The organism is Arenibacter sp. F26102 (genome assembly GCF_023015865.1).
Taxonomy (GTDB): domain Bacteria; phylum Bacteroidota; class Bacteroidia; order Flavobacteriales; family Flavobacteriaceae; genus Arenibacter.
This window is the reverse complement of the sequence record NZ_JALKBC010000017.1, coordinates 97949-115245: the sequence shown is the minus strand read 5'-3', so window position 1 is coordinate 115245 and position 17297 is coordinate 97949. Positions and strand designations below refer to the sequence as shown.

The 17297-nt window shown below is 38.5% G+C and carries 15 protein-coding genes; 11 read left to right on the top strand and 4 right to left on the bottom strand.

Annotated elements, in window-relative coordinates; genetic code table 11:
- Positions 1-387: transposase (locus MWU78_RS19605; RefSeq protein ID WP_247000980.1), on the top strand; the 387-nt coding region annotated here is incomplete at its 5' end.
- 123 nt (positions 388-510) lie between these two features.
- Here MWU78_RS19605 and MWU78_RS19600 read toward each other — a convergent pair.
- Positions 511-1371 (bottom strand): hypothetical protein, encoded by an 861-nt coding sequence (locus tag MWU78_RS19600; RefSeq protein ID WP_247000978.1) that lies wholly within the window; start codon positions 1369-1371, stop codon positions 511-513.
- A 257-nt stretch (positions 1372-1628) separates the two neighbouring features.
- Here MWU78_RS19600 and rpsO point away from each other — a divergent pair, with 257 nt between their 5' ends.
- From rpsO to MWU78_RS19575, 5 genes are all read left to right on the top strand, one after another.
- A complete protein-coding gene (gene rpsO / locus MWU78_RS19595) occupies positions 1629-1898 on the top strand; it encodes a 30S ribosomal protein S15 (protein WP_187581743.1) in 270 nt (89 codons plus the stop codon).
- 228 nt (positions 1899-2126) lie between these two features.
- Entirely contained in the window at positions 2127-4340 is a 2214-nt protein-coding gene (locus MWU78_RS19590) for a polyribonucleotide nucleotidyltransferase (RefSeq protein WP_247000976.1), read from the top strand.
- 187 nt (positions 4341-4527) lie between these two features.
- Entirely contained in the window at positions 4528-5391 is an 864-nt protein-coding gene (locus tag MWU78_RS19585) for a sigma-70 family RNA polymerase sigma factor (RefSeq protein WP_103440424.1), read from the top strand.
- 342 nt (positions 5392-5733) lie between these two features.
- Positions 5734-7935: a radical SAM protein gene (locus MWU78_RS19580; RefSeq protein ID WP_247000974.1), complete on the top strand. Its 2202-nt coding sequence runs from the start codon at positions 5734-5736 to the stop codon at positions 7933-7935.
- Between the two features lie 313 nt (positions 7936-8248).
- A complete protein-coding gene (locus MWU78_RS19575) occupies positions 8249-8542 on the top strand; it encodes a hypothetical protein (protein WP_247000972.1) in 294 nt (97 codons plus the stop codon).
- 112 nt (positions 8543-8654) lie between these two features.
- On the opposite strand, the gene MWU78_RS19570 is transcribed toward MWU78_RS19575, so the two are convergent.
- The gene (locus MWU78_RS19570; protein WP_247000970.1) at positions 8655-9629 is read right to left on the bottom strand and encodes an NmrA/HSCARG family protein; all 975 of its coding nucleotides are present in this window, start codon (positions 9627-9629) and stop codon (positions 8655-8657) included.
- Positions 9630-10150: 521 nt separating this feature from the next.
- Here MWU78_RS19570 and MWU78_RS19565 point away from each other — a divergent pair.
- The 3 genes from MWU78_RS19565 (at position 10151) to MWU78_RS19555 (ending at position 13154) form a co-directional block, all read left to right on the top strand.
- The gene (locus MWU78_RS19565; RefSeq protein ID WP_247000968.1) at positions 10151-11386 is read left to right on the top strand and encodes a DEAD/DEAH box helicase; all 1236 of its coding nucleotides are present in this window, start codon (positions 10151-10153) and stop codon (positions 11384-11386) included.
- A gap of 110 nt (positions 11387-11496) precedes the next feature.
- Complete coding sequence (gene rpe / locus MWU78_RS19560) at positions 11497-12156, top strand: ribulose-phosphate 3-epimerase (RefSeq protein ID WP_247000966.1); 660 nt, start codon at positions 11497-11499, stop codon at positions 12154-12156.
- Positions 12156-13154 (top strand): YpdA family putative bacillithiol disulfide reductase, encoded by a 999-nt coding sequence (locus MWU78_RS19555; RefSeq protein WP_247000964.1) that lies wholly within the window; start codon positions 12156-12158, stop codon positions 13152-13154. Before rpe ends, MWU78_RS19555 begins: the two co-directional genes overlap by 1 nt.
- 19 nt (positions 13155-13173) lie before the next feature.
- Here the strand turns inward: MWU78_RS19555 and MWU78_RS19550 are convergent, their stop codons facing one another.
- On the bottom strand, positions 13174-14403 hold the full coding sequence (locus MWU78_RS19550) for a glycoside hydrolase family 88 protein (protein WP_247000962.1): 1230 nt from the start codon (positions 14401-14403) through the stop codon (positions 13174-13176).
- Between the two features lie 68 nt (positions 14404-14471).
- Entirely contained in the window at positions 14472-15488 is a 1017-nt protein-coding gene (locus tag MWU78_RS19545; protein WP_247000959.1) for a LacI family DNA-binding transcriptional regulator, read from the bottom strand.
- A gap of 152 nt (positions 15489-15640) precedes the next feature.
- Between MWU78_RS19545 and kduI the strand changes: the two genes are divergently transcribed.
- On the top strand, positions 15641-16483 hold the full coding sequence (kduI, locus tag MWU78_RS19540; protein ID WP_247000957.1) for a 5-dehydro-4-deoxy-D-glucuronate isomerase: 843 nt from the start codon (positions 15641-15643) through the stop codon (positions 16481-16483).
- A gap of 19 nt (positions 16484-16502) precedes the next feature.
- Positions 16503-17297 (top strand): gluconate 5-dehydrogenase, encoded by a 795-nt coding sequence (locus MWU78_RS19535; protein WP_247000955.1) that lies wholly within the window; start codon positions 16503-16505, stop codon positions 17295-17297.

The following is a 17297-nucleotide window of genomic DNA, read 5'->3' as shown; positions in this document are numbered from 1 at the left end:
TGCCCAATGGGCCAAGTAATGCAAAATATAGGTGGTTACCAGAAAGAAACCAAGACAGGATACTTACAAACCATTGATCGCTATCGGGCAAGCAACTGTTTAGAGTGCCCCATGCGGGGAGTCTGCCATAAATCACAAGGCAGCCGGATCGTAGAAAGAAATCACAACCTGGTCAGACTCAGGGCCAAGGCAAAGGAAAAATTACTAAGCCCGGAGGGAATTGCCCATCGTAAACAAAGATGCTGGGATGTTGAGGCTGTCTTTGGGAACATTAAACAGAATATGAATTTTAAACGCTTTATGCTAAGGGGAATCAATAAAGTGGAGACTGAAATAGGGCTAATTGCAATGGCCCACAACCTGAAAAAAGTTACCCTAGCCGGATAGGACTACTCTGGCTTCCTTACACTGTTCAAATTAAAACAGTTTAAAAATCAAAGTCACCAAAATCACTAAAAATAAAAAGACCGCCTAATTGTTTTTAGACAGCCTCTTTTATTTGAACTTGTTTTACTTGTTGAACCTTCTTAATAAAATTTCCTTGGTTTCTCCATTGGGAAAAGTCAACATACCTTTGGCATCACAACTGCCATCACCAAAATCGAGACTAACCGTAGTATCATTTTTAGACACTTCCAACACGCCGCTGACCAAAAATCTGCACGACAATTCCCTGCGTAATGGGCTAATGGTTTCCCTGGAATAAACATCACCCGTTTTACCGGTATATGTGCCTTGACCAGAAATCAGGAATACATTATCTGCCCAAAATCCGGAACCATACCCTTCTACCCATTCCCGTGTTCTTTCACCCGTAAAACTAGCAGCACTTCCATCTGGCCATACGCCATTATAACTGGCAACAGCATGGGATTCTGGATTGCCATTGTCATTGCTTCGTTTTCTTTCCAAATTGGCACTACCTTCAACGGCCACTTCATTAAAAGTAAAATTCTCCAAGGAAAGACTTATGGTTTTAGTTGCCGTATCCACCTCCTTTGCATAACTCAAATGGATAACCCCACTTAACAGATTGCCATTGGGCAGCTCACAGCCATCTCCAAAATCTATGTCGGTTTCCTTTTTACCATTAACAACAACTGTAGTTATGGTAACGCATTCCGGTAGATAATCGGAAAGAAAGAATGCTTTTGATGTTGCTCTGATCTCTAAGGTAGCATAAACATCTTCTCCAATGTTGGCAATTTCTTCTGAAATTAAATCCGCTTCATCACTGGCTACAAGTTCTACCACTTCTATTGAGGAGCCTTCGTCAATAGTAGTGGAATCTTCGTTGTTACAGGAACCCATCACCAATAAAACTATTAGTGACATTCCTTTAATGCTCATTTTTATTAGTCCTTTTTTCATGATTTTAAATTTAATTGTTTTTCAAAAAGTTAAATGTCATTCGCGATTTTATAGCTAGCTTATCAATACGATCGTTAACCGCTCATTTCATTATAACATTTTATTAACATTTATTAATTGGACGGCGTTTAAGTCGAAAAGTTTAATCTACTCTTCAAAAAACATTATGTTTGCTCAAGGTTTCTAAAAAAAAGTCTATCTTTGCGCCCTGATTGAAAATCAATCATGTACATAAAAATCATTAAAATAATATTGGAATGTATTTAACTAAGGAAGTAAAAGCCGACATCTTCAAGAAACACGGCGGGGAAGAAAAAAACACAGGTTCTGCTGAAGGACAAATTGCTTTGTTCACCCACAGAATTAATCACTTGACCGAGCATTTAAAAAGAAACCGTAAGGATTTCAACACTGAGCGCTCATTGGTAAAACTGGTTGGTAAGAGAAGATCTCTTCTAGATTATTTAATTAAGAAAGATATTGTTAGATATCGTGCTATAATTAAAGAATTAGGAATTAGAAAATAAATTACAAAAAGGGGAAAAGATAACTTTTCCCCTTTTTTACAATATCAATATTACAATTTACCGTATTATTGTAAAGTCCCAAAGGGTTTCCAATGGGCAAAACAAAAAGCTTGCACATAGTTTTTCATTGGTCAACAACACACAACTACAACACAACAACGTCGTCTATAACAGACGAAAGACCATTGTTTAACAAACCTGTAACGACACAGGTTTTAATTCGTATTTATGATACCAAAAGTATTTAAAGAGGTCATTGACCTTGGAGACGGTAGGGAAATTTCTATCGAAACCGGAAAATTGGCAAAACAGGCCCATGGCTCTGTTGTTGTACAATCTGGAAAATGTATGTTGTTATGTACAGTAGTTTCCAATTACAAACAAAGTGATGTGGATTTCCTTCCACTAACTGTAGATTACCGTGAAAAATTTGCTGCATCTGGACGTTACCCTGGAGGGTTCTTTAAAAGAGAAGCAAGACCTAGTGACGGAGAGGTATTAACTATGAGATTGGTAGACAGAGTTTTACGTCCACTTTTCCCAAAGGATTACCATGCAGAAACTCAGGTAATGATCCAATTAATGTCACATGATGACGACGTAATGCCAGAAGCAATGGCAGGATTGGCTGCATCCGCTGCAATTCAATTATCAGATTTTCCATTTGAATGTGCAATTTCTGAAGCTAGAGTAGGTCGTATTGATGGTAAATTTATTATTAACCCAACACGTGCTCAATTAGAAGTATCGGACATTGATATGATGATCGGTGCTTCGGCAGATTCAGTAATGATGGTTGAAGGCGAGATGAAGGAAATCTCGGAAGAAGAAATGGCAGAGGCAATTAAGTTTGCCCATGAAGCTATTAAAGTTCAAGTTGCCGCTCAATTGCGTTTAGCAGAAGCATTTGGAAAAAAAGAGGTTCGTGAGTATGAAACTGCAGAAAAAAACGAAGACTTAGAAAAAAGAATTCACGCTTTAGCTTACGATAAATGTTACGCAATTGCTAAAAAAGGAACTTCCAAAGTAGAACGTACCGAAGCATTCGCAGCAATAAAAGAAGAAGTAAAAGCTTCGTTTACCGAAGAAGAGATGGCTGAATTTGGCCACCTTGTTGGAGGTTATTATAGCAAAGCTGAAAAGGAAGCCGTTAGAGAATTGACTCTAAGTGAAGGTTTACGTTTAGACGGTAGAAAAACTGATGAAATTAGGCCAATTTGGAGTGAGATAGATTATTTACCATCAACGCATGGTTCAGCTATCTTCACGAGAGGAGAGACTCAGGCATTGGCAACGGTTACCTTAGGTACTTCTAGGGATTCCAATAAAATTGACATGCCATCTTACGAAGGCGAAGAAAATTTCTATTTACATTATAACTTCCCTCCTTTTTGTACAGGAGAAGCACGTCCTTTAAGAGGAACATCCCGTCGTGAAGTTGGGCATGGTAACTTAGCACAACGTGGTTTAAAAGGAATGATTCCTGACAACTGCCCTTATACAGTAAGAGTGGTTTCTGAAGTATTGGAATCCAACGGTTCTTCTTCAATGGCAACTGTTTGTGCAGGGACCATGGCTTTAATGGATGCCGGTGTTCAGATGATAAGACCAGTTTCCGGTATTGCAATGGGATTAATTTCTGATGGTGATCGTTTTGCTGTATTGTCCGATATTTTAGGTGATGAAGATCATTTAGGAGACATGGACTTTAAAGTTACAGGTACTTCTGAAGGAATTACTGCTTGTCAAATGGATATCAAAATTAAAGGTTTATCCTACGAAATTTTGGTAAAAGCATTAAAGCAAGCACGCGAAGGTCGTTTACATATTTTAGGTAAAATTACCGAAACCATCGCGGAACCAAATGCAGATGTGAAACCACATTCTCCAAAAATGATCATGCGTAGAATTCCTAACGAATTCATAGGTGCATTAATTGGTCCTGGTGGAAAAGTAATTCAAGAACTTCAAAAAGAAACTGGATGTACTATCGTTATCAACGAAGACCCAGTTACCGAAGAAGGTATTGTGGAAATTTTAGGTACTTCGCAAGATGGTATTGATATGGTTCTAACCAAGATCGATTCTTTATTGTTCAAACCAGTAGTGGGCAGCGTATACGAAGTTAAGGTAATTAAAATGTTGGATTTTGGTGCCGTAGTGGAATATTTGGACGCTCCAGGTAACGAAGTATTGCTTCACGTATCTGAATTGGCGTGGGAACGTACCGAAAATGTTTCCGATGTAGTAAATATGGGAGATGTTTTTGATGTTAAGTACTTTGGTCTTGATCCAAGAACAAGAAAAGAAAAAGTATCCCGTAAAGCTTTATTGCCAAAACCGGAAGGTTTTAAGGAAAGACCACCACGAGAAGATCGCGGTAGAAATGACAGGGGCAACGATCGAAATAGAGATAGAGATCGCAAGCCAAGAAGGGACTAGTTCTTAAATAATAGTCACAGACTCAAAGCCACGTTTAACCTTTTTTATAGGGAGAACGTGGCTTTTTTCATGTATTTCAACTAAAAAAGTAAAATAAAAGGGACCATTTGTAACATTTCTAACTTTTGAACGTATAACCTAATGCAGCTTATGCTTAATGCACATAATTTAGAAAGAAAAAATTTCGATGAGACAGCTTAAAATTACAAAACAGGTTACCAATAGAGAAACTGCTTCTTTGGACAAATACCTACAAGAAATTGGTAAGGTCGATTTAATTACAGCAGATGAAGAAGTAGAATTGGCACAACGGATCAAGGCAGGTGATCAACTTGCACTTGAGAAATTGACCAAGGCCAATTTACGATTTGTGGTTTCCGTTGCAAAGCAATACCAAAACCAAGGTTTAACACTTCCCGATTTGATCAACGAAGGTAACCTTGGATTGATTAAGGCTGCACAACGTTTTGATGAAACGCGTGGGTTTAAATTTATATCCTATGCAGTATGGTGGATTCGCCAGTCTATCTTACAAGCCTTGGCCGAACAGTCACGTATTGTAAGATTACCATTGAATAAAATTGGGTCTATCAACAAAATAAATAAGACATTCGCCTTTTTGGAGCAAGCCCATGAAAGACAACCTTCTGCGGAAGAGATTGCCAAAGAATTGGACATGACCGTTGAGGATGTAAAACAGTCACTTAAAAATTCAGGTCGTCATGTATCCATGGATGCACCTTTGATTGACGGTGAGGATTCCAACCTTTACGATGTATTGCGTAGTGGGGAGTCTCCCAACCCAGATAGGGAATTGTTGCACGAATCCCTTAGGACAGAAATAGAAAGAGCTTTGGAAACTTTAACCCCAAGGGAAGCGGATGTAATTCGTTTATACTTTGGATTGGCAGGACAACATTCTATGACATTGGAAGAAATTGGCGAAACTTTTGACCTAACCAGGGAAAGAGTTCGTCAAATAAAGGAGAAGGCTATTCGAAGGTTGAAACACACCTCAAGGAGCAAAATCCTAAAAACATATCTTGGTTAACCCAAACAATTAAAACTTTTGCGCAAACGCCCGTCCCCATTGGAATGCTAGTGCAAAAATCGTAAATTGTGGACAGTAACAACAGTTATCATGACTGTTCGTTTTTTGATTGATGAATAAACTCCGGCTGATTACCGGAGTTTTTCGTATTTTACAGCCACTTAAAACCGTTGGTAAGTACCGTATTCATTGACTTTTTAATAAAACAAAAATATTTACCACCCATTTTACCACCCATTTTTAAAGCAAAAACTTGATTCTCTGCAATTGCATTCCCTACGTATTTACCAAGCCTATTACTAGAAACCCCCTTATCTTTGCACCATAATACATATAAGTGCAATGGCCAAAGACCTACTTCTAATAACTCCTCCCTTTACGCAATTGAACACCCCTTATCCGGCCACGGCATATTTAAAGGGTTTTTTAAACACCAAAGGTATTTCCGGTTTTCAGATCGACTTGGGTATTGAAGTTATTTTACAACTCTTTTCCAAAGTCGGATTACAGGAAATCTTTGACCTTGCCCATAAAAACAATTCCATAATCTCTGACAATAGCCAAAGAATATATGCCTTAAAAGAGGAATATGTAAAGACCGTAGATTCCGTTATTTCCTTTTTACAGGGACACAATACCACATTTGCCAGACAAATATGCACTCCTAATTTTTTACCTCAAGCAACTAGATTTGATCAATTGGACGATCTGGAATGGGCCTTTGGCACTATGGGCAATCAGGATAAGGCCAAACATTTGGCAACCTTATATCTTGAAGACCTATCCGATTTCATAGTAGAATGTATTGATGAAAATTTTGGTTTTAGTCGGTATGCGGAACGATTGGGAAGAAGTGCCAATTCCTTTGATGAATTATACGGCCATCTACAAAATAAAATCACTTATATAGATAATATTGCCTTAAGCCTTCTACAAGAAAGGTTGATTAAAATAAAACCTAAACTGGTATGTTTTTCAGTTCCCTTTCCTGGCAATTTATATAGCGCTTTTAGATGTGCCCAATTTATAAAACAAAACTTTCCAAAGATTAAAGTCTCCATGGGCGGGGGATTTCCGAACACGGAATTGAGGTCGGTTACCGATACGCGGGTTTTTGATTTCTTTGATTATATTACTTTGGATGATGGCGAGGTACCCATAGAACTTTTAGCGGCCCTTTGCACAGAGCAACCCTCCAATGATAGCATGGCCGAATTGAAACGAACCTTTCTAATCAAGGACGGGGCCGTATTTTACAATAATCTCTCCACGAGGACAGATTATAAACAAAGTGAGGTGGGCACCCCTGATTATTCCGATCTTTTATTGGACAAGTACATCTCTGTCATAGAAATTGCCAACCCAATGCACAGTCTGTGGAGTGATGGCCGATGGAACAAACTTACAATGGCACATGGTTGCTATTGGGGAAAATGTACCTTTTGCGACATCTCCTTGGATTATATTAAAATTTATGAACCCATAGCCGCCAAACTTTTGGTGGACCGCATGGAGCAACTCATAGGACAGACAGGGGAACGAGGATTTCATTTTGTGGATGAAGCTGCACCGCCGGCCCTAATGAGGGCCTTGGCGCTTGAAATAATAAAGCGAGGATTAATAGTTACTTGGTGGACCAATATAAGATTTGAGAAAAGCTTTAACAGAGACCTCTGTACGTTATTAAAGGCGTCGGGTTGTATTGCTGTTTCGGGTGGTTTGGAAGTGGCTTCGGACCGATTGTTGGCCTTGATACAGAAAGGGGTTACCGTGGAACAGGTGGCCAAGGTGACCCGTAATTTTACCGAAGCGGGCATTATGGTTCATTGTTATCTAATGTACGCCTACCCCACCCAAACGGTCCAAGAAACAGTGGACAGTTTGGAAATGGTACGCCAAATGTTTCAAGCCGGTATTTTGCAATCCGGTTTTTGGCATCAATTTGCCTTAACAGCGCATAGTCCGGTGGGACTCAACCCCTCTGATTACCACATAATACCGGACTTTCAACCCATAACATTTGCCAATAATGATATCCAATTTGCAGATTCAACCGGTATAGATCACGAACGCTTTAGTTTCGGATTAAAAAAATCGCTCTTTAACTATATGCACGGAATTTGTTTTGATTATCCCTTGCAAGAGTGGTTCGATTTCAAAATTCCAAAAACTACTATTTCCCCCAATTTCATAGACAATGCGTTAATTGAAGAACCTGTTTTAACAACCAAACCAAATGCCAAGATTGTTTGGCTGGGAAGTATGCCTATTGCACAGACCATTGAGAAATCTAAAAAAGGATTTGCCTGGCAATTGCTAAAATTGACGTTTCACGACAAGGTTGGCACAATTTCCATAACGCTAGATAATAATCAAGGGGAATGGCTAAGGGATACTTTGGGACATTTATCGGACCCAAAAGAAAAAACCTTCACCTTCGGCCAGCTTAAAACCGATTTTGAAACACGATTTGAAGATTTTGAATTGTTCTGGTATTCAAAACCTTTACAGACCTTAAAAACCCATGGGCTTCTAACACTGTAAACCTTAAAATAGCTTTCCAGACACGTTAAGGATATCACAATTAACAACAACTACATTATTTTTAACAAACTGCCCTTAGTTCTATTCAGTATCTTTATATGTTGCTTATTGGTTTAATTAATTGATACTGAATCTACTGAATTCAGAAAAACCGACCAACCTCACTTATTTTGAATTTCCAATTGTTCCCCTCAATTAAGTTTTCTGCATATGTCTTTAAAGAGAAAATATAGAAAAAAGAGGAGTCCAGATACCCCTTTAAAAAACGGGGCGTAACCGAAAAGCCACACGAGTAGGAAAAAATAAAGGTACTATGAAAAAAGTTGTAGTTCAATTTGACTTTCGTGGAATGACCACGAAGCAGTACGACCAATGTTGGGTAGAAATTAGAAAAGCTGGTCATGCCCAACCAAAAGGATTACTGCACCACTATGGTGCAGCTGTTGCGAATGGTATGTTGGTTGTTGATGTCTGGGAATCGGCAGAGCGTTTTGAAGCATTTGGAAAAATACTAATGCCTATTTTTGAAAAATTAAAAATACCCAAAACAAAGCCTAACATTCTACCCTTGCATTATGAGTACAATGCAAATTTAGTTGCCCATTAACCACATTTCATCCAACCACATACCAAACGGACCATATTAACAGCAAGAGAAGCATTGAAATATCAATGCTTCTTCTTTTAATAACTATTGCAATACACTACCAAGTTTCCGATTAGGCCATTGCCGCCTCTCCCTTGATACCAGATTCCAATTGCCCTTTATTTTTGATTAACCAGGATTTAAATGACATCAAACTGGGATTCAATTCCCTGGTAAAATTCACATCACGGGCCTTACAGAAATAATCTTCAAATTCCTTTTTAAACTGGAACATATTTCCCAGATCATCTGCTCCGGGGAAGTCCAATTTCCTGTAATCATCGGCTGGAATATCTTTAAACCCAATCTCTACTCCGAATACCTTTGTAAAGGCTTCAGCCATTTGATTCCCTGTTAGGTGTTCACCGGATATGCCCACTGTTTTATTTTGATATTTTTTACCGGCCTTAAATATCCCTAAAGCTGATTTGCCTATATCTTCAGCGGCAATCCCTGGCAGCTTTGCGTTGCCAATAGGCATTGTAATCCACAATTTACCGTCCATTCCCCTGGCGGGACCTAAGCCAAAATTTATAAAATTGTCCCAATAAAACGAAGTCAGCAACAAAGTATAGGGCACACCACTCTTTTCAAAGTAGGTGTTAGAAGCTCCCTTACCATCAAAATGGGGTACTTTGTAGCTTCCCATTAAGGTTGGCATGCGTTTGTCTGTCAAAGGAACCCATTTACGCGAGTCCTCCAAAGTAGACCAAATTACATGTTTCAATCCTACTTCTTTGGCTGCTTGGGCCATTTTCTTCGCTTGTTCCATCTCCTTTTCGGGAGAAAAATGATCCCAGAAAAATGTGACACAATACGCCCCATAAGCCCCTTTAAAAGCCTTGACAATACTGTCCTTATCATCCAGATTGGCCATAACCACCTCAGCGCCCAATTCCTTTAATTCCTTTGCTTTTTTTGAATTAACATCCCTAGTTATTGCCCTTACAGCAAATTCCTTTTTACCATCCTTTAAGATTGCGCGGACCAATCCGCCACCTTGGGCCCCAGTAGCCCCTACTACAGCAATAATTTTCCTCTTTTCCATAATAAATAACATTTTAGATTAACCAATTTCATCGAAGCTTAACCGGAATTGAACCAAAGTCGCAGCTCCATAATTATCAGGAAAGGAAATTCCATGGCGTTACCCATTACAATTAGTAGTTGGAATTAATTCACCTTTCCAAATCTGTGTTTTGCTAATGTTAATCAAGATCTAATTAGATCTATCTAAGAGGGGGATTGCGAACATATTACACCCAACTATTTTTATAATCAGGATTTCGGAAGACTGTTTTTGTCCATATTTCATTGGGTGAGCTCACCTTTGAACCAGAAACAAAACAACTATAAATTTAATAAATTACCTTTTGCCTTTTAAATTTCTTTAGTTAAGGTTTAGCTAATTTTATAGTATTTAATTTTAAAATTATCGGTTGAAGACAGACTCTATGTAGCTAAAATATTATTTTTTAACAATTGGCAACTTAGAGGTTAATTCACACAAAGGGTTAAGCCTTAATTTACCTTACCTTTGCAACGATCATTGTCAAAACAGGTACCCATATGAATTTTAAAGAATTAAAGCTAAACAAGCACCTCTTGAGAGCGGTCGCTGAAATGAACTATAACGACCCCACTGCTATTCAAGAAATTGCCATTCCATTGGTTTTACAGAAAAATGACATTATTGCGTCGGCCGAAACAGGAACGGGAAAAACAGCCGCTTTTGCCCTTCCTATATTACAAATGTTATTTGACAAGCAGGAAACTTCTGAAAAAGGTAAAAAAATAAAAGCCTTAATAATTAGTCCCACTCGGGAATTGGCATCACAAATTCATGAGAGTTTTATAGATTACGGCAAGCATACCCATTTAACCTCGGCAGTTATTTACGGTGGAACGCGGATAGAACCGCAAATATCTACCTTAAGAAAGGGAGTGGATATCCTAGTGGCAACCCCTGGTAGGTTATTGGACCTTCACAAACAGGATGTGGTTAATTTGGATTACGTAGAAACTTTGGTATTGGACGAGGCGGACCTAATGCTGGATATGGGATTTATAGATGACGTTAAAAAAATAGAGCGATTATGCCCCAAGGAAAAGCAGACTTTATTGTTTTCTGCTACCATGCCTTTTAAAGTGGTTCAATTGGCGGATACCATTTTAAAAGACCCCAAGAAAGTGGCCGTGACCCCTACATCTTCGGCAGCAGCTACAGTACATCAGTTGTTATATTATACTCCAAAACCCGATAAGATTGAATTATGCCTATACCTATTGAGGAATACAATAAAAGGTAATATTCTTATTTTTAGACGTACAAAATTCGGAGTGGATAAATTGGAAAAAACACTCCTTAACAATAATTTCAAGGCAGGAAGTTTACATGGTGATAAGTCCCAAGACGAGCGCCAAGAAGCCTTAGGGAAATTCAAGAATGGAGAGACCAACATTCTTGTTGCCACCGATGTTGCGGCACGAGGATTGGATATAGACGATCTGGACGCCGTAATCAACTTTGACCTACCCAATATACCAGAAACTTATGTTCACCGTATAGGAAGAACGGGAAGGGCAGGAAACACCGGAACATCTTATGCTTTTTGTTCTGCAGATGAAAAAGGATATTTGTCAACTATTCAAAAACTGATGCAAAAGCACATTGAAGTGGTTGAAGACCATCCTTATCCCCTAGACCCCAAGGCCAAACCGGAAGTACACAAAAAACAAGGCAGCAAACACAAGAAAGGAAGGAAATCCGTAGCATCCAAAAAGAAAAAGAAGCGTTGGTATTGATAGTACATTTACCTAAAACAGCGAGATAAACATAATGGGCAAACAGTTTCCCCTATTCCCTTAAACCATATCATTTTGTTACCTTTGTAGAATTAATTTCAGTTATAGTAATGGACGAAAAGATTATTGCCCCTTCCCTATTGGCAGCTGATTTTGCCAACTTACAGCGAGATATTGAAATGGTAAACCACAGTGATGCCGATTGGCACCACATAGATATTATGGATGGTGTTTTTGTACCCAACATATCCTTTGGAATGCCTGTCCTTAAAGCAATTGCAGCCCATGCTACAAAAACTTTGGATGTGCATTTAATGATTGTTGACCCTGACCGCTACATCAAGACCTTTGCCGATCTGGGTGCCAATAATTTAACCGTTCACTACGAGGCCTGTCCGCATCTGAACCGCACACTGCAGGCTATTAAGGCCGAAGGAATGGCGGCTGGCGTAGCGCTAAACCCACATACCAATATTAACTTGTTGGAAGACACTATAAATGACATTGACCTTGTTTGCGTAATGAGTGTAAACCCAGGATTTGGCGGACAATCATTTATTGAAAACACCTACGACAAGATAAGGGCATTAAAAGAACTCATAAAAAGAAAAAGTGCACATACCCTAATAGAAATTGATGGTGGTGTTACCTCAGAAAACGCAAAGCAACTTATAGATGCCGGTGCAGATGTATTGGTAGCAGGAAGCTTTATTTTTAAAAGTGATGACCCATCCCAAACGATTGGGGAACTTAAAAAAATTATAGGATAATGAAGATTTGGGATGTTGTAATTGTTGGAGGAGGGCCTATTGGAATTGCCTGTGGATTGGAAGCTAAAAAAAAAGGATTGTCCTACATAATCCTAGAAAAGGGATGTATCGTTAATTCCCTATATAATTATCCGTTGAACATGCAGTTCTTTTCATCCTCGGAAAAATTGGAAATTGATGAAATTCCTTTCATCAGCATAGAGGCGAAACCGAAAAGAAATGAGGCCCTGGAATATTATAGACGAATAGTTACCTCTAACAATCTAAATATTTCCCTCTTTGAAAAAGTAAATTCAATTAGTAAGATTGACGGGTATTTTAACATTGTATCTGAAAAAAGCACCTATAAATCAACCAATGTAATTATTTCAACAGGCTTCTATGATATTCCCAACAGGATGAATGTACCTGGGGAAGACTTAAAAAAAGTGACGCATTATTACAAGGATCCACACTTTTATTCCAACCAGCAAGTAGCGGTCATTGGGGCAAGCAATTCAGCTATAGACGCTGCTTTGGAATGTTATAGAAAAGGAGCGGAAGTCTCCTTGATTATCCGAGGACCAGAGGTGGGCCAACGTGTAAAATATTGGGTAAGACCGGATATTATCAACAGAATTGAGGAAGGCAGCATAAAAGTCTATTACAGTAGTGTGGTAAAGGAAATTACAGAAGATGAAATTATCCTGAATTCGCCTACTGGAACCATAAGTCTTAAAAATGATTATGTCCTGGCCCTTACGGGGTATATGCCCAATTTTAGTTTTCTGGAAAAAATAGGAATCCAATTATCCAAAGATGAGAAAAGGCTTCCACAGTATAATCCGGAAACCATGGAAACCAATATTGAGAATTTATATTTGGCGGGAGTAATCTGTGGAGGAATGGAGACCCATAAATGGTTTATAGAAAACTCAAGAATACATGCCAAAATGATTATGAATAATATTGTGAAAAATAAAAAATCAGTTACCAATCAGCCAGTTAACCTAGGCTAACCGGCTGTAAGCTGATAAATTATTTGGACTGTTCCATTTTTTGCAATCTGTCCAACGCCTCTATATAATAATAATCTGCATAGATCAAGGCCACATCAATTTCATGTCCCAAGGATTTTGCTCCTGTGGAATGTATTAAAAAGGAATCTGTTTTCCCTACTCCGGAATATTCCTCTGAACTCAACGATTCCAACATACGCATAGCGGCACTGTAATACCGCTCCTGATCCTTTTTTTCCTTTACAAAAGTACTTAGCTCCAACAGGCCGGAAGCCACAACTGCGGCTGCGGAGGCATCACGCTCCTCATTTTCCAAATTAGACACATCAAAATCCCAATGGGGTATATAATCGGCAGGAAGTAGTTCCAAATATTTATCCGTTAACTTTACCGCAAAATCCAAGAATTTTTTATCACCTGTCTCCCTATACATCATGGAATATCCATAGATCCCCCAGGCCTGTCCCCGGGACCAACGACTATCATCTGCATAGCCTTGTTTGGTATGTCTGTTCAATACTTTTCCGGATATAGAATCATATTCAATAACGTGCCAAGAAGTATAATCTGGCCTAAAATGATTTTCCATTGTGGTCTCAGCGTGTTTTACGGCAATATCATAAAATTCCTTACTACCACCATTTTTAGCGGCCCAGAACAATAGTTCCAAATTAAGCATATTATCGATTATGGTAATATGTTGCTGCCAACGTGGATGCATTTTATTGGACCATGATCTTATAGTTCCCACTTTTGGATTAAACCTACTGGCCAAGGATTCAGCAGAAGTTAGAAGAATGTCCTTATACTCCTTCTTGTCTCCAAAAATATATCCATTACCATAGGCCGGGAACATCATAAACCCAATATCGTGGTGCTCATTGATCGTTTTAAAATCTTCAAAAACTTCTGTCCTTTTTATAGCTTCCGATTTCCATTTTTCCTCCTTGGTAAGGTCGTACATATACCAAAGAATCCCAGGATAAAATCCGGAAGTCCACACCAATCTCCCATTAGGTATTTCTTTCCATTCGGTTTCATTTGTTTCGATCAGTCGTGGATGTTTGGACAGATCGGTAAGTTTAGGAACAGCTCTGTTTAATTGGGCCTCACAGTTTTTTATTTCCTTTTTAAGATCAAAAGAACTAAGCTTGGCAGTAACCTTGTTATCGACTTTAATATTTTTATTTTTAGACAAATTTTGACAACTTGCCAAACAGACAAGAAGGGATACGAAGAGCAGTTTCATGGGATATTAGTTTTATTTATTAGTATTGTTTTTAAACATATAAAAGATGTTTCACAAGGCTTTAAATATCATTTTCTAGACGAATCACGTTCTATTAGGGAAGACTTCAGAATAGTTTTTTTGGCTTTTTTTGAGTTCGACGATTTATTTATTTCTTCCAATAATAGTTTTGTAGAGATTTGACCTATTTGAAACCCAGGCTGATCAATTGTGGTCAAAGATGGATCAATTACCTCAGAAATAGGTTCATTACTAAAACCTACTATAGCAATATCATAAGGAATTCGAATTCCTTCATTTTTTAAATACTTCATCGCCCCTATGGCTGCAATATCATTGGCTGAAAATAGTCCATCTATTTTGTAGGGTAAAGAAAGTAAGGTTTTTGCACCTTCGGCACCGTCAATTTCCATTAGACTCGATCGAATTACCAACTCTGGCCTATATGGAATTTTATATTTTTCCAAGGCCTTAATATATCCCGCCAGTCTATTTTTATAAATTGACAATTCTTGGGGACCGGAAAAATGACCAATACTTTTACAGCCTTTTAAAATAAGATGCTCAGTTGCATCAAACCCACCCTGAACATCATCAATAAGCACACTACTAATTCCTTCTATATCACAATGTCTATCAAAAAAAAGAAAAGGTGTACCATTATTTTTCATATTCAATAAATGGTCGTAATCATTTGTTTCCATCGAAACAGACAACAGCACTCCAGCAACCCGGTTGGCCAATAAAGTCCCAACAATATCCCGTTCCCGCTTCAACTGTTCCAAGGACTGACAAATAATCACATTATATCCCGCATCATAGGCAGCTTCCTCTATCCCTGAAATTACCGATGAAAAAAAATGTCGCGATATTCTTGGCACTATCACACCTATGGTATTGGTCTCGTTTTTACGGAGATTGGAAGCCAATAAATTACGTTGATACCCTAATTCATTTGCCTTTGCCAATATCCTATCCTTGGTTTTTTGGTTTACCCTTGGACTATTGTTCAATGCTCTTGATACGGTAGAGGCATCAATGCTCAATGCCTTGGCAATATCATGAATAGTAGTTTTATTTTTCATGAATAAAGAGTATATTAACTATCACAAAGATACCAAATCAAAAATACAATCGATTGTATTTTTGATTTATTTTTAATACATTTACAATCTGACTTATTAAATAAGTCCATATTTCCCCACTAGTTTAGAAAATAATTATTAGATATATAGTCATGAAAAACAATTATGAAGTTAGGTATGCTTGCTCTCCGAAAGAGACAAAGGAATTAACCACAGAAGGTTTAAGAAAGGAGTTCTTAATTCAGAATTTAATGGAAGCCGATACTATTAATTTGGTATATACCCATTTTGACAGATACATAGTAGGAGGGGCAACACCAGTCAAAACTTCGTTAAAACTGACTACCATAGATCCTTTAAAATCGGATTATTTTTTGGAAAGAAGGGAAATTGGAATTATCAATGTGGGCGGAGCAGGTTCTGTAACTGTCAATGGTAAAAAATATGATCTGGATTACAAGGAAGCCCTGTACATTGGAAAGGAAAATAAGGATGTTGTATTTAGCAGCAACAGTGCAGAAACACCAGCCAAATTTTATTTGAACTCCACTCCGGCACATAAGGTTTATCCAACCAAAAAAATTAGTCAAGCAGATGCGGAAATTGTAGAGTTGGGCTCCATGGAGACGGCCAATGCAAGAACTATAAGAAAATTGATCGTTAACAGTCTGGTAGAGACCTGTCAGGTTCAAATGGGAATGACAGAATTAAAACCTGGAAGCGTTTGGAATACGATGCCAGCACATGTACACGACAGAAGAATGGAAGTTTATTTCTATTTAGAAGTTCCAGAAGATCAGGCAGTTTGCCATTTCATGGGACAACCCCAAGAAACAAGACATATTTGGATGGCAAATAATGAGGCCGTTATTTCTCCGCCATGGTCTATACACTCCGGCTCAGGAACCAGTAATTATACCTTTATCTGGGGAATGGCCGGTGAGAACTTGGACTATGGCGACATGGACCACTGTAAAATAAAAGACTTAAAATAACAGTTACAAACCTATAAAGATGTCAATAAACCTATTTGATTTAACTGGAAAAACAGCACTTATTACTGGTGCTACCCATGGCTTGGGCAAAGCTATGGCCATTGGACTGGGCAAGGCAGGTGCCACCCTGGTCATTAATGGAGCCTCCTCCCAAGAAAAGCTGAACAATGCCGTTGCTGAATATAAGGCTTTAGGGTTACAGGCCCATGGATACCTCTTTGATGTTACCAAAGAGGATCAAGTCCAACTAAATATATCCAAAATTGAAAAGGAAGTTGGGCATATTGATATTTTGGTAAACAATGCCGGAATTATTAAAAGAATTCCATTGGAGGATATGGAGGTTGCCGATTTTGAAGAAGTCGTTAAGGTAGATCTGGTAAGTCCTTTTATCGTATCCAAACATGTTGTCAAGGGCATGATTGCCCGAAAAGAAGGTAAGATAATCAACATTTGCTCCATGATGAGCGAATTGGGCAGAAACACCGTAGGGGCCTATGCCGCTGCCAAAGGTGGTCTAAAAATGTTGACCCGGAATATGGCTACGGAATGGGCCAAACACAATATTCAGGTCAATGGAATTGGACCTGGTTATTTTGCTACAGCACAAACAGCCCCTATACGCATAGATGGACATCCTTTCAACGATTTCATAGTAGGAAGAACACCAGCAGGGAAATGGGGTGACCCCGATGACCTACAAGGCGCAGCCATTTTCTTGAGTTCCAAGGCAAGTAATTTTGTTAATGGACAAATAGTTTATGTAGATGGAGGCATATTAGCCACTATAGGAAAACCGTCCAATGAAAAATAA